This is a genomic window from Halomonas sp. ATBC28, assembly GCF_005937175.1.
Lineage (GTDB): Bacteria > Pseudomonadota > Gammaproteobacteria > Pseudomonadales > Halomonadaceae > Vreelandella > Vreelandella titanicae.
The window spans coordinates 146922-167230 of the sequence record NZ_VCQL01000002.1 but is presented as its reverse complement, the minus strand read 5'-3'; the positions used below and the strand labels follow the sequence as shown (position 1 = coordinate 167230).

Annotated in this window: 23 protein-coding genes; 15 read left to right on the top strand and 8 right to left on the bottom strand. The window is 56.4% G+C overall.

The genetic code is table 11. The features are described from left to right. Positions 1–43: 43 nt before the first annotated feature. From E0L35_RS02785 to E0L35_RS02765, 5 genes are all read left to right on the top strand, one after another. Positions 44–622, top strand: coding sequence for a TRAP transporter small permease (locus E0L35_RS02785; protein WP_022521254.1), 579 nt, complete (start codon positions 44–46; stop codon positions 620–622). A 30-nt stretch (positions 623–652) separates the two neighbouring features. Continuing rightward, positions 653–1936, top strand: coding sequence for a TRAP transporter large permease (locus E0L35_RS02780; protein ID WP_022521255.1), 1284 nt, complete (start codon positions 653–655; stop codon positions 1934–1936). A 21-nt stretch (positions 1937–1957) separates the two neighbouring features. Next, a complete protein-coding gene (locus tag E0L35_RS02775) occupies positions 1958–2401 on the top strand; it encodes a universal stress protein (protein ID WP_022521256.1) in 444 nt (147 codons plus the stop codon). Positions 2402–2533: 132 nt separating this feature from the next. After that, positions 2534–3214, top strand: coding sequence for an FKBP-type peptidyl-prolyl cis-trans isomerase (locus E0L35_RS02770; protein ID WP_138799525.1), 681 nt, complete (start codon positions 2534–2536; stop codon positions 3212–3214). A 3-nt stretch (positions 3215–3217) separates the two neighbouring features. Further along, entirely contained in the window at positions 3218–4324 is a 1107-nt protein-coding gene (locus tag E0L35_RS02765; protein ID WP_138799524.1) for a PHB depolymerase family esterase, read from the top strand. A gap of 13 nt (positions 4325–4337) precedes the next feature. Here the strand turns inward: E0L35_RS02765 and E0L35_RS02760 are convergent, their stop codons facing one another. Together E0L35_RS02760 and E0L35_RS02755 are read right to left on the bottom strand one after the other, a co-directional pair. Further along, complete coding sequence (locus E0L35_RS02760) at positions 4338–4931, bottom strand: SCO family protein (RefSeq protein WP_138799523.1); 594 nt, start codon at positions 4929–4931, stop codon at positions 4338–4340. A gap of 5 nt (positions 4932–4936) precedes the next feature. Next, complete coding sequence (locus tag E0L35_RS02755) at positions 4937–5440, bottom strand: hypothetical protein (protein ID WP_039857676.1); 504 nt, start codon at positions 5438–5440, stop codon at positions 4937–4939. Positions 5441–5546: 106 nt separating this feature from the next. On the opposite strand from E0L35_RS02755, the gene E0L35_RS02750 reads away from it, so the two are divergent. The 3 genes from E0L35_RS02750 to E0L35_RS02740 all read left to right on the top strand — a co-directional run bounded on the left by E0L35_RS02750 (position 5547) and on the right by E0L35_RS02740 (position 7803). Next, on the top strand, positions 5547–6461 hold the full coding sequence (locus E0L35_RS02750; RefSeq protein ID WP_022521262.1) for an AEC family transporter: 915 nt from the start codon (positions 5547–5549) through the stop codon (positions 6459–6461). A gap of 529 nt (positions 6462–6990) precedes the next feature. Beyond that, positions 6991–7155, top strand: a complete 165-nt coding sequence (locus E0L35_RS02745) for a hypothetical protein (RefSeq protein WP_231500633.1) — start codon at positions 6991–6993, stop codon at positions 7153–7155. A gap of 45 nt (positions 7156–7200) precedes the next feature. Continuing rightward, a complete protein-coding gene (locus tag E0L35_RS02740; RefSeq protein WP_138799522.1) occupies positions 7201–7803 on the top strand; it encodes a glutathione S-transferase N-terminal domain-containing protein in 603 nt (200 codons plus the stop codon). 6 nt (positions 7804–7809) lie between these two features. On the opposite strand, the gene trmB is transcribed toward E0L35_RS02740, so the two are convergent. The 3 genes from trmB to thiS are packed head-to-tail and all read right to left on the bottom strand — an operon-like array spanning position 7810 to position 9622. Then, entirely contained in the window at positions 7810–8580 is a 771-nt protein-coding gene (gene trmB, locus E0L35_RS02735; RefSeq protein ID WP_138799521.1) for a tRNA (guanosine(46)-N7)-methyltransferase TrmB, read from the bottom strand. A gap of 15 nt (positions 8581–8595) precedes the next feature. Further along, a complete protein-coding gene (locus tag E0L35_RS02730) occupies positions 8596–9405 on the bottom strand; it encodes a thiazole synthase (protein ID WP_022521265.1) in 810 nt (269 codons plus the stop codon). 10 nt (positions 9406–9415) lie between these two features. Further along, on the bottom strand, positions 9416–9622 hold the full coding sequence (gene thiS, locus E0L35_RS02725) for a sulfur carrier protein ThiS (RefSeq protein ID WP_088700159.1): 207 nt from the start codon (positions 9620–9622) through the stop codon (positions 9416–9418). Between the two features lie 137 nt (positions 9623–9759). Here thiS and E0L35_RS02720 point away from each other — a divergent pair, with 137 nt between their 5' ends. From E0L35_RS02720 to paoC, 5 genes are all read left to right on the top strand, one after another. Continuing rightward, a complete protein-coding gene (locus E0L35_RS02720; RefSeq protein WP_138799520.1) occupies positions 9760–10155 on the top strand; it encodes a DUF423 domain-containing protein in 396 nt (131 codons plus the stop codon). Between the two features lie 110 nt (positions 10156–10265). After that, positions 10266–10712, top strand: coding sequence for a DUF411 domain-containing protein (locus tag E0L35_RS02715; protein ID WP_138799519.1), 447 nt, complete (start codon positions 10266–10268; stop codon positions 10710–10712). 252 nt (positions 10713–10964) lie between these two features. After that, positions 10965–11531 carry an aldehyde dehydrogenase iron-sulfur subunit PaoA gene (paoA, locus tag E0L35_RS02710; protein WP_138799518.1) on the top strand — a complete coding sequence of 189 codons (567 nt, stop codon included), beginning with the start codon at positions 10965–10967 and terminating at the stop codon, positions 11529–11531. Then, a complete protein-coding gene (locus E0L35_RS02705; protein ID WP_138799517.1) occupies positions 11528–12478 on the top strand; it encodes a xanthine dehydrogenase family protein subunit M in 951 nt (316 codons plus the stop codon). The genes paoA and E0L35_RS02705 overlap by 4 nt, the downstream gene beginning before the upstream one ends. A 3-nt stretch (positions 12479–12481) precedes the next feature. Beyond that, positions 12482–14671: an aldehyde oxidoreductase molybdenum-binding subunit PaoC gene (gene paoC, locus E0L35_RS02700; RefSeq protein WP_138799516.1), complete on the top strand. Its 2190-nt coding sequence runs from the start codon at positions 12482–12484 to the stop codon at positions 14669–14671. 35 nt (positions 14672–14706) lie between these two features. Here paoC and E0L35_RS02695 read toward each other — a convergent pair whose 3' ends face one another. Beyond that, positions 14707–15123 (bottom strand): PaaI family thioesterase, encoded by a 417-nt coding sequence (locus E0L35_RS02695; RefSeq protein WP_039857653.1) that lies wholly within the window; start codon positions 15121–15123, stop codon positions 14707–14709. A 70-nt stretch (positions 15124–15193) separates the two neighbouring features. Continuing rightward, positions 15194–17380: a malate synthase G gene (locus E0L35_RS02690; RefSeq protein ID WP_138799515.1), complete on the bottom strand. Its 2187-nt coding sequence runs from the start codon at positions 17378–17380 to the stop codon at positions 15194–15196. A gap of 217 nt (positions 17381–17597) precedes the next feature. Here E0L35_RS02690 and E0L35_RS02685 point away from each other — a divergent pair, with 217 nt between their 5' ends. Next, the gene (locus tag E0L35_RS02685) at positions 17598–18581 is read left to right on the top strand and encodes an alpha/beta hydrolase (RefSeq protein WP_022521274.1); all 984 of its coding nucleotides are present in this window, start codon (positions 17598–17600) and stop codon (positions 18579–18581) included. 72 nt (positions 18582–18653) lie between these two features. On the opposite strand, the gene E0L35_RS02680 is transcribed toward E0L35_RS02685, so the two are convergent. Beyond that, entirely contained in the window at positions 18654–19556 is a 903-nt protein-coding gene (locus E0L35_RS02680) for a LysR family transcriptional regulator (protein ID WP_009286202.1), read from the bottom strand. A 140-nt stretch (positions 19557–19696) separates the two neighbouring features. Between E0L35_RS02680 and wrbA the strand changes: the two genes are divergently transcribed. Further along, positions 19697–20308, top strand: a complete 612-nt coding sequence (wrbA, locus tag E0L35_RS02675; protein WP_009286201.1) for an NAD(P)H:quinone oxidoreductase — start codon at positions 19697–19699, stop codon at positions 20306–20308. Position 20309: the final 1 nt, after the last annotated feature.

The following is a 20309-nucleotide window of genomic DNA, read 5'->3' as shown; positions in this document are numbered from 1 at the left end:
CACGTAACTGTTGCCGTTAGAGCCGTTCAAAAGGAGTCCGGCCATGACCGATGACGAGATGGAAAAGAGTTACCGTTCCGGCTTGCCGGGGGTACTAGGCGTGATCGACACTGCAATTAGCAAAATAGAAGCCGTGATTCTCGCGATGGGTGTTTTGCTAATGGCGCTGAATACGGTCACCAACGTGGTTGCCCGCTTTGTATTTGGCAACAGCATCATGTTCTCCGGTGAGCTAAACCGCATTTTGATCATCATGATTACCTTTGCGGGTATTGGCTATGCAGCCCGTCATGGTCGTCATATTCGCATGTCGGCTATCTATGATGCGCTGCCGGTAGGTGGGCGCAGAGCGCTAATGATCTGCATCGCGCTGTTCACATCGCTAGTGATGTTTTTCCTGCTCTACTATTCGATCGTTTATATCCTGGATCTGCATAGCAAAGGCAGGGTGTTGCCCTCCTTGGGCTTGCCGGTGTGGATCATTTACCTATGGGTGCCGATGGGCTTTTTAATCACCGGTATTCAATACTTGCTGACCGCGGTTAAAAACTTCACGTCCCACGATGTCTATCTCTCGACGGGCGTGGTGGATGGATATAAAGACACCGAAACAGAAGTCTAACGCGGGGCATTGCACCCTAGGGGAACAGCTATGACGACAATAATGGTCACCACCATGATTGCCCTGCTGCTGCTGGGCTTTCCAATGATGATTCCGCTGATTACCGCTGCAGTAATCGGCTTCTATATGATGTTTAACGGCTTCGGCCAGATGGATACGCTGATCCAGCAGATGATGGCGGGTATACGCCCAGCCTCACTTATTGCGGTTCCCATGTTTATCCTTGCCGCTGATATCATGACCCGCGGGCAGTCCGCTAACCGATTGATTGATATGGTGATGGCGTTTATCGGCCATATTAAAGGTGGCTTGGCGGTGAGCACGGCAGCTTCGTGTACGCTGTTCGGTGCTGTATCCGGTTCTACCCAGGCAACCGTGGTCGCTGTTGGCTCGCCGCTGCGTCCAAAAATGCTTAAAGCGGGCTACTCAGACTCTTTCACGCTGGCGCTGATTATCAATTCCAGCGATATTGCGTTTTTGATTCCGCCTAGTATCGGCATGATCATTTACGGGGTGATCTCGGGCACCTCTATCGGCGAGCTATTTATTGCCGGGATTGGGCCAGGGTTAATGATCCTGGTTATGTTCTCGATTTACTGCATTATCTACGCCATCGTTAAAGATGTACCTACTGAAGCAAAATCGAGCTGGAAAGAGCGCGCAGTAGCGGTTCAGCAGGCTCTTTGGCCGCTTGGCTTTCCGGTCATTATTGTCGGTGGTATTTACGGCGGTATCTTCAGCCCGACTGAAGCTGCTGCAGCCTGTGTGCTGTATGCCATTTTGCTTGAGTTTGTGGTCTTCCGCTCACTTAAGATGAACGACATTTATGCCATCGCCAAATCTACCGGCTTGATTACCGCCGTTGTCTTTATCCTGGTCGCGGTGGGTAATGGCTTCTCGTGGATCATTTCGTTTGCTCAGATTCCGCAAATGATTCTGGAGGCGGTGGGTGTCAACGAAGCTGGCCCCACGGGCGTATTGATTGCCATCTGTATCTCCTTCTTTGTGGCCTGTATGTTTGTTGATCCGATCGTGGTCATTCTGGTGCTAACGCCCATTTTCGCACCCGCCATTGCGGCGACAGGCCTGGATCCTGTGTTGGTGGGTATTTTGATTACCTTGCAGGTGGCGATAGGTTCGGCAACTCCGCCCTTTGGGTGCGATATTTTCACCGCTATTGCGATTTTCAAGCGCCCCTATTGGGATGTGATCAAAGGCACCCCGCCGTTTATTTTCATGCTGATTTTAGCGGCTGCACTGCTGATCATGTTCCCGCAAATTGCGCTGTTCCTGCGCGATGTCGCCTTCCGCTAAACAGCCACAAGGAGTACGCGAATGTTTAATCGCATTTTAGTCCCGGTGGATGGTTCAAAAGGCGCCTTAAGGGCGCTGGAAAAAGCGGTGGGTCTGCATATGCTAACCGGCGCTGAGCTCTATTTGCTGTGCGTGTTTAAACACCACAGCTTGCTGGAGGCCTCGCTCTCTATGGTGCGGCCCAACCAGTTGGATATTCCCGACGATGCGCTAAAAGAGTACGCCACCGAGATCGCTGTGCACGCAAAATCTCATGCGATTGAGCTGGGTGCTGACAGTGCTCGCGTGCGTGCTTTTGTGAAGGGCGGGCGACCTTCGCGCATTATTGTGCGCTTTGCCCGTAAGCGGGAGTGCGATCTGATCGTGATTGGCGCCCAAGGCACCAATGGCGAGAAGAACCCGCTGCTAGGCAGCGTTTCTCAGCGTGTGGCGGGTGCAGCACACTGCCCCACGCTGGTGGTCTAAACCCGCTAAACCTCTCTCCCATTTTGTGGTCTTATTGGCGCCCACCTCCCCGAAGATGCAGCTCGGGGCGGTGGGTGTTAGTCTTTATATGACACTGATCGGCGTACGGCGCCGCTATAAAAAGGATCTTTCATGAAACAACTGCTCTCTACTACGGCTCTGACAGGTTTGCTTTTGGTTGCCCCTTTTGCCGCGGCAGCGCCCGAAACCGATGAACAGCGCTTGGCTTACAGCCTGGGTGTGACCCTGGGTGAAAGCATGCAGGCAGACATCGAAGACCTCGACTTGGATGCGTTCCACGACGGCATGAGCGATGTGTTTGAAGGTAATGACCTGGCGCTCAGTGAAGAAGAGATGACCGAAGCGTTGATGGCGTTCCAAGAGCAATCCATGCAAGCGCGGCAAGCGGAAGCCGAAGAGATAGCGCAGAACAATCTCGAAGAGGGTGAAGCCTTCCTAGCCGAGAACGCTGAGCGCGAGGAAGTGACGGTGACTGACTCTGGCCTGCAGTATGAAGTGCTTGAATCTGGCGATGGCGCCACGCCTGGCCCTGAAGATACCGTCGAAGTGAATTACGAAGGCATGCTGCTGGATGGCACCGTTTTCGATAGCTCTTTTGAGCGCGGTGAGTCTGTCAGCTTCCAGACTAATCAGGTGATCGAAGGCTGGCAGGAAGCGCTGCAGATGATGAGCGTTGGCGATAGCTGGATGCTCTATATCCCTGCGGATATTGCTTACGGCGAAAATGGTCAAGGTCCAATTGGGCCTAACGAAGTACTGACCTTCCGCGTTGAACTGCTAGGTGTCGAATAAGGGATGACTTCAACCCCCTCTTCTAACCTGCATTCTCTCGCTCAGGCACTGGTTTGCTTAGGTCTATGCACGCCGCTGCTAGCGCAGGCCGAGACGGACAGTGAGCCTGAGGATTTGCCCGCCCTGAGTGCTGCGAGTGAGCAGGCCAGCGTAGTGGGAGTATCGTCGGGCGGTTATATGGCGACCCAGCTAGCGGTGGCTTGGCCCGAGCGGTTTAGTGGCCTAGGTGTACTGGCAGCAGGGCCCTGGAGTTGCGCGCAGGGCTCGCTGAGTTTGGCGCTTAATCAATGCATGATGACCCGCCGTGGCGTGCCTTCGCTGGATGAATTGGAGGCTCGCCACCAGCGCTATATTGAGCTTGAACAGGTTGGCAGCACTGAGGCGCTTAGCCAGCTCAGGGCCTACTTATGGCACGGTGAAGAGGATGAAGTGGTTGAGCCACAGCTCGGCGACCTGCTTGCTGAGCAGTGGCAGCAGTGGCTTGCTTCGCCTGATCAGCTACGCGTTGCGCGCAGTGAAAATGCGGGACATGGCTGGCCGATACGCTTACCCAGTGAAGCGGCTCCCGGGCCCCAGGAGTGGGGCGATTGCCGACAGGGTGGCGGTAGTTTCCTGTTATCCTGCGATGACGATATTGCTGGAGAAATGCTGGATTGGCTCTACCCCGAACGAGCAGCCTCGGACGCTGGCGAGTCTAGTCGTGAGCCAGAGGATGAGCAAGGGGGCGAACTAGTCGCGTTTGATCAGTCAGAGTTTGCGGTCAAGGGCCTAGCGGACACCGGCTATGTGTTTATACCCGAAGGCTGTGATGCGGGGGAGTGCCCGGTAACGCTGGCGCTGCACGGCTGCCAAATGAACGCAGAGGCCATTGGCGATACGTTCATACGCTACACCGGGCTTAATGCCTGGGCGGCAGCGCATCAGCAAATCGTGCTCTATCCTCAGGCAGAAAGCAGTATGGCGAACCCCCAGGGCTGCTGGGATTGGTGGGGGTTTGCTGAAAGTACCTGGCAGTTAAGCCCCCAGCACGACACCCGTAGCGGTACCCAAATTGGCGCGCTGCTGGCGATGCTGGATCGTTTACAGGCGGCACCTGAACAAACCGATTAAGAAGAGACTTCGCTTAACCGTCTAGTTCGCTCTCTAATGCGGAGACTAAACCGTGCGGGGTCGGTGAGTAGAGCACTCGCTGCAGAATATCGCCCTCGCGATTAACCAAAAAGAGCGAGGCGCTGTGATCAATGGTGTAGCCCATTGCTGAATCCGGCGCTTCGACTTTCCGCCAGATCACCCCATAGCGTGAGGCGACATCCTCAAGCTGTTCCTGACTGCCCACCGCGCCGATAAACTCCTCGCCGAAAAAGCCCATGTACTCCTGCATGCGCGCGATGGTGTCGCGTTCGGGGTCAACGGTGACCATCACCGGCACTACACGCTCGCGCTGCTCCTCAGAGAGCTGGGCCAGGGCTTGACGCTTAACCGATTGGGTCATGGGACAAATGTCGGGACAGTAGGTGTAGCCAAAGGAGAGTATCGCGACTTGATCTTCATCTAACTGGGTTAACGAGAAATCACCCTGGGTAGAGGGCAGTTCAACTGGGCCTCCTACCGGTTCGCCCTCTTTGGGGGCGAAGGCATACTGATAGAGGCCTATACCGCTGACCACCAGTAAAGCCGCGACTAAACCGGTGCCTAGCCATAAGGGTTTCCTTGCCATATGCGTTAACTCCGAATTACGTCAAAATCGAACCAACTGCCTACCTTGCCTTCTGCGGTTTCCAGTATGACACGTGCACGCCAAGGCATAACGCTTTGAGTGCAAATCCCTACTTGGCCGTGACCTTGAAAATGGCCGGGTGCACCTGCGCTAAGGGCAAAACGGTGTAGCCCCAAATCCATATCTCGACCAATAAAATCTACCTCGACCTGGGTGGCCGTTACACCATCGACTTCCACTTCCAGTGGTAATATCTCTAGTGCATCGATTCGCCCATTTGCCTGAACCGCGAACGTGATGCGGCCCTTATCGCCCAAGGTGGCGGAGCAGGGCGCGGCATGCAGGTTGCAGCTTGATGTGGGCGGAAACCATGTCACATCACTGTCGCGGTGTAGCCAATGTGAAAAGGCATACCACGCGCAGGCCGCTAGCGCCAAGCCAGTGACCAATATCAGTACCCTTAAGGCAGGAAAGCCCGCTGAGTGTGCAGGTTTTGATGTCATCTTCATGGCAGAATAATCGCTACGCAAGCCGTGGGGCGGGGAATCATTGCCATGGTAACAGTAATCGCACCGATATCGCTGTGCTGGGATGTCGCAGGCAAAAGGGACATAAATGGAGAGTATCACTGGCGCTTTAGGCCCACTATTTCTGTTGATCTTACTGGGTGCCGTGCTTGGCTATTGGCGCTGGCCCAGCGACACCTTTTGGCCGCAGATGGAGCGGCTGATCTACTTTGTGCTGTTTCCCGCCATGCTGGTAAGCACTTTGGCCACTGCGGATGTAAGCCAAGTGCCGGTCGGCCGCTTGGCGCTGGTGCTGCTGGGCGCGATGGCGCTGTTTGGCTTGCTGCTATGGCGTTTACGTGGCTGGCTACAGCTAACGCCTGCGGCGTTTACGTCGGTATTTCAAGGTGCGGTACGTTTTAATACCTATGTGGGCGTTGCTGGCGCCGCCGCGCTACACGGCAGCTTAGGAGCGACCACCGCAGCCGTCGCCGTGGCACTAATGGTGCCAGTAGTTAACGTGATGTGTGTGGCCAGCTTTGTCGCCGCTGGCACACTCGGCGGTGCTAGCGTAGGTAAAAGTGCCATGGCGCTGATTAAAAACCCGTTGATCCTTGCCTGCTTGACGGGCATTGGCCTGAACCTTACGAACGTTGGTTTGCCCGGCTGGAGTCAAGATACGGTAGAGCTACTGGGGCGTGCGGCGCTGCCGTTGGGGTTGGTGGCCGTGGGTGTGGCGCTGCGCCCAGCGGCACTGCTACGCATTGACCGCGGCGTGCTGGCCACCAATGGCGTTAAACTGCTGCTCATGCCCGCGCTGGTATTGGCATTCACCTGGATCTTGCAGCTGGATCCCGTAAGCCGCGACGTAGCGCTGCTGTTTGCAGCACTGCCCACCGCCACCTCGGCGTATATCCTAGCCCGCCAACTGGGTGGCGATGCCGAGTTGATGGCGGCGATCATTACGGGCCAAACCCTATTGGCCATGCTCACCCTGCCTTTTTGGCTACAGCTGGTTAGTTGACAGCGAGGCTGCAAAGTTAAATAAAAGATATTCGCATTTGTATTGACGGGGTAAATGAGAACCATTACAGTGTGGTTGTCAGCGTTTGATGAGACGCTGACAACCAGGACAGCTGTTGATTTCAGAATCAGCGCCAGTTTACTGTCATGGTTTCTCCCTCTCATTGCTAGTCACGGTCTTTTTGCCGCTCCAATGGAGCGGCTTTCTTTTTTATGGGTTCCAGTTTCTTATTCATCTCCTGCGGGTGCGATCTTTGCTATCAGCAAGTGGTAATAAAAAATATTCGTATTTGTATTGACGCGGTAAATGAGAACTATTACATTGTGGTTGTCAGCGTTTGATGAGACGCTGGCAACCAGGACAGAAACCGCCAGTTTCCTGTCATGGTTTCTCCCTCTCATTGCTAGTCACGGTCTTTTTGCCGCTCCATTGGAGCGGCTTTCTTTTTTCTACCCCTCTATCATTCATCATCCCGTTTCTAGTGCCTCATATTAAAAGGTACTGCCCGTTAACGCCTGAGACTCACCATTTGATTGATGCTGACGCCATCGCGCAAATCGTGATCACCGGTCATCAAACGTTCTTCACTGCCGAGGCGCTGACTAATATCGCCGAGACCACGCTGGCGAATATCGACGCTTTTGAAAGCGGAAGTGGCACCATGCATCGGGTAGTTAACGCTAAACTGGACTAGCCTTAAGTCGCTTAGCGATCTTTTTAAAATAAACATGAGGCCGTCATGCAGCTCTATTTAAATACTTCTTCTCCCTATGCACGCGTTGTGCGCGTGTGCCTCTATGAAAAGCAACTGATTGAGCGCACCGAGCTTTGCTGGTGCGACCCTTGGGCGGCAGATAGCGAACTGTTGCAGATTACGCCGCTGAGTCGTATTCCAACACTGGTCACAGACGAGGGCGATGTACTCACCGAGTCGCTGTTGATTGCTCACTATCTGGATGCAGTGGGCGAAGGGCCGTCTCTGATGCCCAGTAAAACATTAGCGGAAACCCTGGCGCTGGCAGGGTTGGGGCAGGGCTTGATGGACGCCGCCTTTAATGTGGTGATCGGCCGTAAGCATGCTGGTAATGAAGTGGATACGACGCTGTTGGGGCAGCGCCGTTTAAAAGCGATCGAACGCACTTTGATAACACTCAATGCGCACCCCAGCGTGCTGGCGGGCAGTGCCCAGCGCACCCTGGGGGCGATTACCGTTGCCGTGGCGCTGGCGTATATCAGCTTTCGTCTACCGGCCTTTGATTGGCAAAACCGCTACCCGACGCTACATGCCTGGCAGGCGAAGGTGATGGAGGGCGAGAGCTTTGCGCTTACCACGTTTGAATAGCGCAGGTTAATCACGCCGCTCGTAGATCAAATCCCAAACCCCGTGACCAAGTTTTTCACCGCGGGCTTCAAACTTGGTCAACGGTCGGAAGGCCGGGCGCGGCACGTAGGGGGCGGTTTCTGCGCTGGCGGTGTTGGCATAACCGGGGGCCGCTTCCATTACCTCGGCCATCCACTCCGCGTAGGCTTCCCAGTCGGTGGCCATATGGAAGGTGCCGCCAGGCATCAGGCGAGTGCGAATCAGCTCAACAAAGGCAGGCTGTACGATGCGTCGTTTGTGGTGCTTCTTCTTCGGCCAGGGGTCGGGGAAGAACAGCTGCAGCGTGGTCAGCGAGCCTTCGGGAAGGCACTGTTCGAGCACTGCCAGGGCGTCCTCGCGGTAAACGCGCAGGTTAGTCAGGCCGCGCTTATCAACTTCATCGAGCAGTTTGCCAACGCCAGGAGCGTGGACTTCGATCCCGATAAAGTCGGTGTCTGGGTGAGTCTCGGCCTGTTCTATCAGCGAGTTGCCCATGCCAAAACCGATTTCCACTACCCGCGGTGCCTGACGGCCAAACAGCGCGTCCAAATCTTGGCGGCCGTCTGCGATGGTCAGGCCAAAACGCGGCCAGATATCTTCTAAGCCACGGTTCTGGGCCTGGGTCATACGACCCGCGCGGATCACGTAGCTTTTAATGCCGCGGCGGTGCAGCGGTGCATCCGTACCTTCCGGCCCTGTAGTGGCGTTGCTTTCGGGCGTGACGTGACGTTCGGGTACGCTATCGTTGGGTTCAGTCATGGGGTCTCGAATCAATTAACCGTTAATACGGCCAGCGAAAGGTGAAGAAGGATCGGCGGATTGGCGGCGCGGCATACGGCCTGCTAAAAACGCATCCCGGCCGGCCTCCACGGCCAGCTTCATGGCGTTGGCCATGCGTAGCGGCTCGCGGGCGTGGGCAATGGCGGTATTAAGCAGTACGCCGTCGCAGCCTAGCTCCATGGCCATGGCAGCATCAGAAGCGGTGCCAATGCCCGCATCCACGAGTACCGGTACCTTGCTCTGTTCAACAATCAAGCGCACGTTGTGTGGGTTTTGAATGCCGTGGCCAGAACCGATCAGCGAGCCCAGCGGCATGATGGCGCAGCAGCCCATGGCTTCTAGTTCGCGTGCCACAATAGGATCGTCGCTGGTGTACACCATGACGTCAAAGCCATCGGCGAGCAGCGTTTCAGCGGCTTTTAGTGTCTCGACCACGTTGGGGTAAAGCGTGTGATCGTCGCCGAGCACTTCCAGCTTGACCAGGTTATGACCGTCAAGCAGCTCGCGGGCCAGGCGGCAGGTTCGCACCGCATCTTTAGCGGTGTAACAGCCGGCAGTATTGGGCAGCAGGGTGTAGCGATCGGGGGAAATAGCGTCTAATAGGTTGGGCGCATCGGCGTCCTGGCCTAAATTAGTACGGCGTACCGCAAAGGTCACAATTTCAGCGCCGCTTTGGGCAATGGCGGCGCCGGTTTCGGTAAAGTCTTTGTACTTGCCTGTTCCCACCAGCAGGCGCGATTGAAAATCGCGTCCGGCGATGGTTAGCGGGGTATCGGCTAGCGCTACATGCGTTTGTTGGGTCATAGTGTTTCCTCTAACCGCCGCCAATCGCGTGGACAACTTCTACTTGGTCGCCATCGACCAGGCGGGTGTCTGCGTGCTGGCTGCGGGGGACGATCTCTTCGTTAATTTCGACGGCGATACGACGGCCGCTAAGGCCCAGCTGTTCAACTAAATCGGCCGCAGTTAGGCCAGTTGACAGCGTATGGGGTTCACCGTTTAGACGTATCTGGATAGACATAGATAGGCGTGTCTCATTCGTCGTGGTAGTTCGTTCTCTAAGGCATTCTCTATTGTAGCGGTTTCACACCGCGCAAGGTAAGCCGTAGGTGCAATCAGCGCGATGGATGCCAACCACAATAGGAGTAGGAGAGCAGCGTGCAGCGAACAGATAAAGTGTGGTGGTGTATCGCGGCGCTATCGGGCGCGATGATGGTAATGCTAGGCGCCTATGCCGCCCATGGACTGGCGGCGCGCACCACAGAAGCGATGGTGAGTGCGGTTGAAACCGGCGTGCGCTATCAGGCTTGGCACACGCTTGCCATCATGATCATGCTGGTATGGCGCCATGTGCAGCCGCTTGCCGGACAACGCTGGGTGCTGGCGCTGTGGGTACTAGGCATGGGCTGCTTTTCAGGCTCGCTCTACCTGATGGCGCTGGCAGGGCTGAATCTTGGCATTGTCACTCCCATTGGCGGACTGCTGTTGATGGCCGGTTGGTTGGCGCTGGGAGTGGTAGCTCTGCTAGCGCAGCGCCGTCATCGCTCACCTTGACCTTGGGGCAACACATAGGTTGTAAGCTTCATGCTTCTGACGTTTTTATGGCTGAGTGTCGCTTCGTGTTACCCAATATCTTTTCGCCGTTTTCATCAAGGAGGTTATTTATGAGCCGCTTAACTACCTCGCTAGTCCTGTCTGGTGCTCTGGTTCTGGGGGCGACTTCTGCCCATGCGGCACTGCCTGACGAGGCCACGCTGTATAAAAACCCCCAGTGTGGCTGCTGTGACGCTTATGCGCGCCATCTTGAAGAACTTGGCGTAGAAGTGACGATTGTAGATGACGTAGAGCTGGGTGATATCAAGCAGCAGGCTGGCGTGCCCTATGGTTTAGGATCGTGCCATACCATTGAGATGGGCGCGTATTGGATCGAAGGCCATGTTCCGATGGAAGCCGTGCAGGCGTTGTTTAAGCAGCAGCCAGATATTGACGGCATTGGCCTGGCGGGTATGCCCATTGGCACGCCTGGTATGCCGGGACCTCAGGATGAACCCTATAACGTCTACGCGTTTAGCGATCAGCAAGATGAGCCGTTCATGACGCTGGCGCCGTGATGCTGTGCGCCTAAGGCTCGTTACCTGATGGCGCTTTTTTGCGAAAGCGGACGTACGTAAGGCCTCGCCCATGCTTTTTTGGCGTGGGTATAAAATGTATAGCTTAGCGTAGCAACGGCTTGTACAGAGGGTGCCATAGATTTTTTCAAACCATTATACCCAATAGCCGGGTTGCTCTCCTCAATCATGACTATGCTGAAGTCGTTACGACATTCATAAAACGACAGCAATGAGCAGGGAAGGCGCATAGTTATGAACCCACCTAATAGCGCTGAAAGGCATCACGAAACCGCGCAGAATGGCGCGGAGCGCTCGAACGTCTCTTTAGTGGTCAATGGAGCAAGGCACCAGCTTGAACTGGATAACCGAACGACGCTGCTGGATGCCTTGCGTGAACATTTAAAACTCACCGGCACCAAGAAGGGCTGTGACCACGGGCAGTGCGGCGCTTGCACGGTGTCGGTGAATGGCGAACGGATTAACGCCTGCCTGACGCTGGCGGTGATGCATGAAGGTGATGACGTGGCGACCATCGAAGGATTAGGGGAAGCGGATCATCTTGATCCCATGCAGCAAGCTTTCCTCGATCATGACGCCTTCCAGTGCGGCTACTGCACGCCGGGCCAGATTTGTTCGGCAAAGGCAGTGCTAGAGGAAGTTCGAGCGAACCTGCCCAGCCATGTAACGAAGGATTTAACTGCACCTATTGAGGTGACCGACGCCGAGATTCGCGAGCGCATGTCAGGCAATCTTTGTCGCTGTGGCGCTTACGCCAATATTCTAAAAGCCATTAAACAGGTGGCGGAGGAGCGCGCATGAGAGCCTTCTCCTATGAACGTGTGTCTGATCCCGCCCAGGCGGCCGCCCGTGCCACCGAAGTGCCTGGCGCTAAATTTATTGCCGGTGGCACCAACCTGCTTGATTTAATGAAGCACGAGATTGAAACCCCGCTACACCTGATTGATGTAACGGGTACCGGGCTCAACGCCATTACCCCCACCCCCAGCGGCGGCTTGCGTGTGGGAGCATTGGTGAGTAACAGTGCGCTAGCCGCCGACCCACGAATTCGTCGTGATTATGCGGTGCTCAGCCGAGCCCTTGTCTCGGGCGCATCGGGCCAGCTGCGCAACAAAGCCACTACCGGCGGTAATCTGCTCCAGCGCACCCGCTGCCCCTACTTTTACGACACCGGCATGCCCTGCAACAAACGTTCGCCTGGGGCAGGCTGTGCGGCACTCGGCAAAGGTGCCAACTCCCGTGGGCTGGGCGTTATCGGTACGTCAGCGGCGTGTATCGCCACGCATCCATCGGACATGGCCGTTGCGCTCAGGGTATTGGATGCCGAAGTGGAAACCGTTACGCCGAGCGGGGAGACGCGATACCAGTCGCTGGATGAGCTTTACCAACTACCTGGCGACACCCCAGAGGTTGAAAACACGCTGGCGCCGGGCGAGATGATTACCGGTGTTGTGCTGCCCGCGCCTGTTGGAGGCCGCCACGCCTATTTTAAGGTGCGTGACCGAGCCTCTTACGCCTTCGCGCTGGTCTCCGTTGCGCTTATCCAAACGGCGGATGGCAAAGGCCGTGTCGCGCTTGGCGGCGTGGCCCCCAAGCCTTGGCGCCGTGATGATGCCGATGCGGCGCTGCCGCAGGGAGCATCAGCGGTCATGAACCAATTACTGGACGGCGCCCGCCCGACGCAAGAAAACGCTTATAAGCTTACCCTGGTAGAGCGAACGCTTGCCGCGCTGTTGGCTCAGGAGTGACCCATGGACTTTAATCAATCCACCGAAAATAACCTGTTTGATCGTGCCCGTATTGTCGGCAAACCCCATGCGCGAATCGACGGCACGCTTAAGGTGATGGGCCGTGCGCCCTATGCTTACGAGCGTCACGACGTTGCGGCAAACCAACTGGTGGGTTATCCCCTGTGCGCGACCATTGCCAAGGGGCGAATTACCCATATGGATGCATCGGCTGCCCGTGCGGCACCGGGCGTTGTGTCAGTGGTAACGACGCTAGAGATTGAGCCACTTGATCGCTCGGAAAACAACGTTGCCCGTCTGTTCGGTGGCGATAAGATTGCCCACTACCATCAGGCGATCGCGGTAGTGGTGGCGGATACCCTGGAGCAGGCGCGTAGCGCCGCGGCGTTGATCGATGTTAGCTATCAACAAGAGAAGGGCTTCTTTGATCTTGAGGAGACCTGGAAACAGCCAGATAGCACCGGCGAACCGCTTTCAGATGTGGGGGACGTTGACGCGGCGTTTCAAACCGCGGCCTTCACGCTGGATGAAGTTTATCGCACCGCTTCTCAAAGCCACGCCATGATGGAGCCCCACGCGTCGATCGTCGATTGGTCTGATGGTGGTCAGATGACAGTGTGGACGTCGAACCAGATGATCGAAATGAATCGGCAGGCATTAGCCACGACCTTCAATATCGATCCTGACACGATTCGCGTAGAGAGCCCCTACGTAGGCGGTGGCTTTGGCGGGAAACTGTGGCTGCGCGCTGACGCGGTACTCGCCGCACTCGGCTCGCGGGCCTCAGGGCGGCCGGTCAAGCTGGCTTTACCTCGCCCGCTGGTGTTCAACAATGCGACCCATCGCTCTGGCACCATTCAGCGACTGCGAATCGCCGCCGATGCCCAGGGCAAGATAACCGCTTTCGATCATGCCGCGGTGTCGCATACCCTGCCCGGCGGCAGTGGCGAGAACCCGGTCAGTCAAACCCGCACTTTTTATGCCGGTGCGAGTCGTCGCGTTGCTCATCAGCCTATCGACATGAACCTTCCCGAGTCAGCGGATATGCGCGCCCCTGGCGAGGCCTCAGGGCTTGCCGTGCTGGAAATTGCCATGGATGAAATGGCGCAGAAGCTGGGGATGGATCCCGTTGAGTTCCGGATACTCAACGACACCCAAGTCGACCCAGAAGATCCCTCGAAGCCCTTTAGCGAACGTCATTATGTTGAGTGTTTACGCCAAGGCGCAGCAGCCTTTGGCTGGGAGGCGCGTAACCGCACGCCTGGGGAGAAACGCGAAGGAGAGTGGTTGATCGGTCACGGTATGGCAGGGGCCTATCGCGGAGCGCCCACGTTGGATTCGGGAGCACGCGTGCGTTTGCAGGGCGGGCGACTGATCGTTGAGATCGATATGACCGATATCGGCACTGGCTCCTACACCATTCTCGCTCAGACAGCCGCGGAGACAATGGGGGTGGCCATGGAGGACGTGGAGATTCGGCTTGGCAACAGTGCCTATCCCACTTCTTCCGGATCGGGCGGGCAGTTTGGCGCTACTAGTTCTACCGCCGGTGTGTACGCCGCCTGTGTGGCGCTTCAAGAGCAGATAGCCAAGCGCTTGGGAGTTGAAAAGCCGCATTTTGAAAACAGCCGCGTTCTAGCCGACGATACTGACTTGGCGCTTGCCGATGTGGCAGATGGCGAAGAGCTCGTCGCCGAAGATACGATCCACTTTGGCGACTTTAAGGACGATATGCAGATTGCCACCTTTGGTGCGCATTTCATCGAGGTAGGGGTGCATGCCTATACCGGCGAAACACGTGTTCGGCGTATGCTCGCGGTGTGTGATGCGGGCCGCATCCTGAATCCGGTCACCGCACGTAGCCAAGTGCTCGGCGGTATGACGATGGGCGTGGGTGCTGCTTTGTCGGAGGGGCTAACCGCTGACCTTGAACGCGGTTTCTTTGTTAATCACGACCTTGCCAGTTACGAGGTGGCGGTTCACGCCGATATCCCCGAGCAGGAGGTTATTTTTCTGGATACTAAGGATGCGTCTTCATCGCCCTTAAAAGCCAAGGGGGTCGGTGAGCTTGGCATCTGCGGCGTGGTGGCGGCTATCGCCAACGCGGTCTATAACGCCACCGGCGTTCGGGTGCGTGAGTACCCCATAACTCTTGACCGAATGATCGACCAACTTCCTAATGCTGAAACTTGATGGCCTGACGCGGGGTGGTTCACGATGAAACGTCATCAGGGCTTTTCGGGCAACGCATAGCTGGCGGTGACATGCACCACAGGGCGCGTTTCGTCGCTGACTGAGAAGAGTTGAACTTCGCCCACTGCTAAGCGGCGGCCGAGTTTGATCAGCTTGGCGTGGGCGATAATGTCATGATCACCTGAGGCTGCGCGGAGGAAGTGGCAGTTTAAGTCGCTGGTCACGGCCATGGGTTCGGGGCCAATCTGCGCCAATATCGCCACGTACATAGCTACATCCGCAAAGCCCATCATGGTGGGCCCGGAAACCCGTGGACCGGGTCGCAGATGCTCGTTGCCTATCTTCAAGCGCAGGGTGGCCGTCATTTCGCCCACGCTCTCTATCTTGCCCATCCGCTGGGGAAACACTTCGTCTAAAAAGTGTTCGATTTGCTCGGCAGTCATTACGGTCATTGTTGTTTTCCTTTATAAAAAAGCCCCGAGGGATGAACCTCGAGGCTGATTACACCATAAAACGAACTTACTATGCCTTATGCACCTGGGCCTTATGCACCTGACGCCACTCGTGCAGTAGCGGCTCGGTGTAGCCGGAAGGCTGTACGCGGCCTTTGAAGATCAGGTCGGAGGCGGCTTTGAAAGCCGTGGAGCCTTCAAAATTGGCGCTCATGGCGGTGTAGGTGGGGTCGCCAGCGTTCTGCTCGTCGACTACCTTGGCCATGCGCTTGAGGGTCTCTTCCACTCGCGGTGCATCGACAATGCCGTGGTGTAGCCAGTTGGCAATGTGCTGGCTGGAGATACGCAGCGTGGCGCGGTCTTCCATCAGGCCTACGTTGTGGATATCCGGCACTTTCGAGCAACCGACGCCGTGCTCTACCCAGCGAACTACGTAGCCGAGAATACCCTGGCAGTTGTTATCCAGCTCCTGCTGCTTCTCTTCATCTGACCAGTTGGCGTTTTCCGCTACTGGCACGGTGAGTAGGTCGTCCAGGTAGTCGGGCTCACCCAACGCTTCCAGCTCGCGCTGAACGTCGGTGACGTTGACCTGATGATAGTGCAGCGCGTGAAGCGCAGCGGCCGTAGGTGAAGGCACCCAAGCCGTGTTGGCACCCGCTTTCGGATGGCCGATTTTCTGCTCTAGCATGTTGTGCATCAGGTCAGGCATGGCCCACATGCCTTTACCAATCTGGGCACGACCGCGAAGGCCGCAGGCAAGGCCCACTTGCACGTTGCTCTTCTCGTAGGCCTGAATCCAAGCGGCGCTTTTCATGTCGCCCTTGCGCACCATGGGACCCGCTTCCATGGCGGTATGCATTTCGTCGCCGGTACGGTCGAGGAAGCCGGTGTTGATAAATGCCACCCGTGAAGCCGCTTCAGCGATACACGCCTTGAGGTTAACGGTGGTGCGACGCTCTTCGTCCATGATACCCATTTTCAGGGTGTCGCGGTTCATGCCCAAAATGTCTTCAACGCGGCTAAACAGCTCGTTGGCGAAGGCAACTTCTTTAGGGCCGTGCATCTTCGGCTTGACGATATAAACAGAGCCAGTGCGCGAGTTGCGCGGCTGGTCAGCGTCTTTCTTCAGATCATGCAACGCGAGCAGCGAGGTAACCACGGCATCAAGGATACCTTCCGGCAGCTCGTTACCGTTCTCATCCAAAATCGCCGGTGTGGTCATTAAGTGACCCACATTGCGCACGAACATCAGCGAACGGCCGGGTAGCGTGACGCTGCTGCCATCGGTGGTTTGCCAGGTTCGGTCGGCGTTCAGCTTGCGGGTAAACGTCTTGCCGCCTTTTTCGATCTTCTCTTCCAGATCGCCCTTCATCAGGCCCAGCCAGTTACTGTAAACGCCCACCTTGTCTTCTGAATCCACTGCGGCAACGGAGTCTTCGCAATCCATGATGGCGGTCAGGGCGGCTTCCACCACGACATCTTTAACGCCTGCCGGGTCGGTTTTGCCGATGGCGTCGTTAGGGTCGATCTGGATTTCCAGGTGCAGGCCGTTGTTCCCCAACAGAATCGCGTCGGGTTTCGCCGCTTCGCCGTTAAAACCGATCAGCTTGCCGGAATCCTTCAAGCCGGTTTCACGACCACCTTCCAGCGTTACTACCAAGTGCTCATCACGAATGGCGTAGTTCACCGCATCCCGGTGCGAGCCAGTCGCCAGCGGTGCCGCGCGGTCAAGCACGCCACGGGCGTAGGCAATCACTTTGGCGCCGCGTTTCGGGTTAAAGCTGGTGCCTTTCTCCGCGCCATCCTCTTCGGAAATCGCATCGGTGCCGTACAGGGCGTCGTAAAGGCTGCCCCAGCGGGCGTTCGCCGCGTTCAGCGCATAGCGTGCGTTGCTCACCGGCACAACCAACTGCGGGCCTGCCTGAACGGCAACTTCACGGTCAACGTTGGCGGTGGTCGCTTTTACGTTAGCCGGCGCTTCTGCCAGGTAGCCAACCTCTTTCAGGAAGCGACGGTATCCCGGCATATCGGTGACCGGGCCGGGGTTTTCCCGGTGCCATGCATCTAGCTTCTCTTGCAGCGTGTCGCGCTCTTCGAGCAATTGACGATTTTTAGGGGTCAAATCATGAAACAGGGCATCCACACCGGCCCAAAAGGCGTTTTCATCAACACCTGTTCCCGGTAGCGCCTGCTCATTTATAAAACGATCTAGATCGGCTGCCACCTGTAAACGGTGGCGCGTGATACGCTCGCTCATGGGGTTTCTCCTGTGAGGATGCCAGTGGGTGATGTGTTTGCTACGGTCAGCGTAAAATGTATTTATGGAAAATAATTCCACACCTGGCCGGGCATGTAAACAGCGTAGACCCTAATGCGCTAAAATGCTCGACCAAATGACTAGGCATTTGGTTCTGAAAGCGCGAAACATCAGCCGTGCCTAGGTCAAAGGACAATGGCGTTATGGAGAAACATCGATGAGTGATTTCCAACATCTGGAAGGCTTGTTTCGCCACGCCTCGGGCGATACCGCCCTTAGCCGCCTGTTGCCTGGGGAAGTATTGGCAAACGCCATGCAAGACTATTTCCACCACTATGGCTTGGAAGCACTGCTGTTAGATACCAGTGAAGTGCATGCAGGCTTTATCGATACGGGGCGCTTTGCGCTGTGGTGCCAAGTGTGGAGCCCCCCGCAGCCGGTGGGCACTGCCTTTGTGGTACATGGCTATTTCGATCATATGGGGTTATATCGCCATTTGCTTGAACGCCTGCTGGCTAAGGGCTGGCGAGTGGTGCTGTGGGATCTTCCCGGCCACGGCCTTTCCAGCGGTGCGCGGGCGGCAATAGAAGATTTCGATGATTATCAGCACTGCCTGGCTCACTTGCAGATGACTCTAAAGAGCCAAGGCATGGCGCCTGAGCCGTGGTTAGGCGTGGGCCAGAGTACCGGTGGGGCGATTCTGGCTACCGATGCACTCACCCGTCGTGGGGCTTCCGGCTGGTCGGGTTTGGTGCTGCTGGCGCCCCTGGTGCGGCCTTGGGGATGGAGCCAAACCAGCTGGCTGCACTTGATTGCCAGCCCGTTTGTAAAAGAGTTGCCGCGTAAATATCGCCCCAACTCTACCGACGAGCAGTTCACCGAGTTTCTACGCGAGGGTGACCCGCTGCAGCCCGAGCGTTTGAGCGTTGCCTGGGTGAGCGCCATGCGCCGCTGGATGCCTCGCCTACTGGCCCAGGAGCCCAACCCGCTGCCTACCCTGATACTCCAGGGCGAGCAGGATTTGACCGTTGATTGGGAGTGGAATTTAGCGATTTTGGCGAAGAAGTTTCCCAATGCCGAAATTCACCGCCACCCGGAAGCTCGCCACCACTTGGTAAATGAGGCAGATCCCATTCGTGAAGTGCTGTTTGAAGCGCTGGATAATTTTGTAGATGGGTTTGTCGATAGTGTTAGTAAATAACGTCGGCAATTCCAGACCCTAGAGGCATCCCTGGATCTAGGGCCCTGTTCTACCCTCTCAATGAGCCCTGCTTTACCCCCAGGGCGGTGTGCCGCCGAGCTGATTTACCATGAAGTCTACAAAGCAGCGTACCTTTGGCGAGAGGTAGCGGCTGGCTGGATAGAGAATATAGAGGCCTTGCTCAGGGGGGCGGTATGTCGGCATTATTTCAATCAAGCGCCCAGCCTTGAGATCCGCACTGACTACGAAGGTCGGGGTTAGAGAAATGCCCATGCCCGCAAGCAGCGCTTCTCGCAGGGCGATGCTGCTATTGGCGGTCAGGGTTGCTTTCACTCGCTGTTCGATAGTCTGCCCTGCATAGCCAAGGCGCCACACTTCCGGTGCGGCGCCCAGGCTGTAGAGCAGGCATTTATGCTCAGAAAGTGCTTGAGGTGTTGTCGGTTCGCCGAATCGCTCGAGATAGCCTGGCGAGGCGCACAATACGCGATGAATGCTTTGTAGTCGGCGTGCGATCAGTGATGAATCTTCCAGTGGGTCACCGGCACGTAAGGCGACGTCGAATCCTTCCTCCACCAACGCTACGCGGCGGTCATTCATAACCAGTTCGATGTTGATTTCCGGGTAGCGCTCGGCAAATACGGGGATCAAAGGCGCGATATGCAAAAGCCCCAGCGACATGGGGCAGTTGATCTTAAGAGATCCCCGCGGGATTGCTTGGTGAACTCCCAACGCTAGCTCGGTTTCTTCAATGTCGTCGAGGATGCAGGCGCAGCGTTCGTAGTACGCCCGCCCCGCATCGGTAAGGCTCAGCCGCCGGGTGGTACGCGTCAACAGCGTTACCCCAAGGCTGGCCTCCAGTTCCGCTACCTGTTTACTCACAGCGCCGTTGGAGAGCCGCTGGTCGTTCGCGGCCGCAGAAAAGCTCTGCAGCTCTACGACTCGCCGAAAGGTGCGCATTGCCGTCAGCTTATCCATGCATTGTTTCCAGTAAGGAAAATATCATTTTCGAATACTACTGATTATCTCTATTTAAACAAAGCTTATCCTGGGATTCATGGCGTCGACGAGATCGCCTACTCAGAACGTATTCGAATAGCAACGCATGGAGAATCACGATGACCCGGGTACTAGTCCTTTATTATTCAACCTATGGCCATATCGAGACGATGGCTGACGCTGTAGCGAAAGGCGCGGCCAGCATCCCTGGCACTGAAGTGACCATCAAGCGCGTGCCAGAACTGATGCCAGAAGAGGTCGCCCTCAAGGCGGGGGCTAAATTGGATCAGTCTGCGCCTATCGCCGAGCCGAGTGAACTGGCTGATTACGATGCCATTATTTTCGGCACGCCCACTCGCTTTGGCAATATGGCCTCCCAGATGCGCAATTTCTTAGATCAAACCGGTGGACTCTGGGCTAAGGGGGCGCTTATCGGCAAAGTTGGTGCAGCATTCACTTCCACCGCGAGTCAGCATGGAGGTCAAGAGAGCACCCTATTGTCCTTCCATACCACCTTGTTACACCACGGCATGGTCATCGTGGGTGTACCTTATTCTTGCCCCGACCTTACGACGATGGACGAAATCAGCGGAGGCACACCCTATGGCGCATCAACCTTGGCGGCGACAGATGGCTCGCGGCAGCCGTCGGTGGTAGAGCTGCGCATTGCTGAATTTCAGGGTCAGCACGTGGCATCCATTGCGCGTTCGCTCAGTTCACACAACGATTAGA

Excerpts from the sequence above, each read along its gene's own strand:
- E0L35_RS02695 (WP_039857653.1), bottom strand. The coding sequence starts at position 15,123 with ATGACCGTAATGACTGCCGAGCAAATCGAACACTTTTTAGACGAAGTG.
- E0L35_RS02680 (WP_009286202.1), bottom strand. The coding sequence starts at position 19,556 with ATGGATAAGCTGACGGCAATGCGCACCTTTCGGCGAGTCGTAGAGCTG.
- thiS (WP_088700159.1), bottom strand. The coding sequence starts at position 9,622 with ATGTCTATCCAGATACGTCTAAACGGTGAACCCCATACGCTGTCAACT.
- E0L35_RS02715 (WP_138799519.1), top strand. The coding sequence starts at position 10,266 with ATGAGCCGCTTAACTACCTCGCTAGTCCTGTCTGGTGCTCTGGTTCTG.
- E0L35_RS02760 (WP_138799523.1), bottom strand. The coding sequence starts at position 4,931 with ATGGCAAGGAAACCCTTATGGCTAGGCACCGGTTTAGTCGCGGCTTTA.
- E0L35_RS02740 (WP_138799522.1), top strand. The coding sequence starts at position 7,201 with ATGCAGCTCTATTTAAATACTTCTTCTCCCTATGCACGCGTTGTGCGC.
- E0L35_RS02775 (WP_022521256.1), top strand. The coding sequence starts at position 1,958 with ATGTTTAATCGCATTTTAGTCCCGGTGGATGGTTCAAAAGGCGCCTTA.
- E0L35_RS02780 (WP_022521255.1), top strand. The coding sequence starts at position 653 with ATGACGACAATAATGGTCACCACCATGATTGCCCTGCTGCTGCTGGGC.
- wrbA (WP_009286201.1), top strand. The coding sequence starts at position 19,697 with ATGACCCGGGTACTAGTCCTTTATTATTCAACCTATGGCCATATCGAG.
- E0L35_RS02765 (WP_138799524.1), top strand. The coding sequence starts at position 3,218 with ATGACTTCAACCCCCTCTTCTAACCTGCATTCTCTCGCTCAGGCACTG.
- E0L35_RS02750 (WP_022521262.1), top strand. The coding sequence starts at position 5,547 with ATGGAGAGTATCACTGGCGCTTTAGGCCCACTATTTCTGTTGATCTTA.
- E0L35_RS02785 (WP_022521254.1), top strand. The coding sequence starts at position 44 with ATGACCGATGACGAGATGGAAAAGAGTTACCGTTCCGGCTTGCCGGGG.
- E0L35_RS02770 (WP_138799525.1), top strand. The coding sequence starts at position 2,534 with ATGAAACAACTGCTCTCTACTACGGCTCTGACAGGTTTGCTTTTGGTT.
- E0L35_RS02685 (WP_022521274.1), top strand. The coding sequence starts at position 17,598 with ATGAGTGATTTCCAACATCTGGAAGGCTTGTTTCGCCACGCCTCGGGC.
- paoC (WP_138799516.1), top strand. The coding sequence starts at position 12,482 with ATGGACTTTAATCAATCCACCGAAAATAACCTGTTTGATCGTGCCCGT.
- E0L35_RS02730 (WP_022521265.1), bottom strand. The coding sequence starts at position 9,405 with ATGACCCAACAAACGCATGTAGCGCTAGCCGATACCCCGCTAACCATC.
- E0L35_RS02705 (WP_138799517.1), top strand. The coding sequence starts at position 11,528 with ATGAGAGCCTTCTCCTATGAACGTGTGTCTGATCCCGCCCAGGCGGCC.
- E0L35_RS02755 (WP_039857676.1), bottom strand. The coding sequence starts at position 5,440 with ATGAAGATGACATCAAAACCTGCACACTCAGCGGGCTTTCCTGCCTTA.
- trmB (WP_138799521.1), bottom strand. The coding sequence starts at position 8,580 with ATGACTGAACCCAACGATAGCGTACCCGAACGTCACGTCACGCCCGAA.
- paoA (WP_138799518.1), top strand. The coding sequence starts at position 10,965 with ATGAACCCACCTAATAGCGCTGAAAGGCATCACGAAACCGCGCAGAAT.
- E0L35_RS02690 (WP_138799515.1), bottom strand. The coding sequence starts at position 17,380 with ATGAGCGAGCGTATCACGCGCCACCGTTTACAGGTGGCAGCCGATCTA.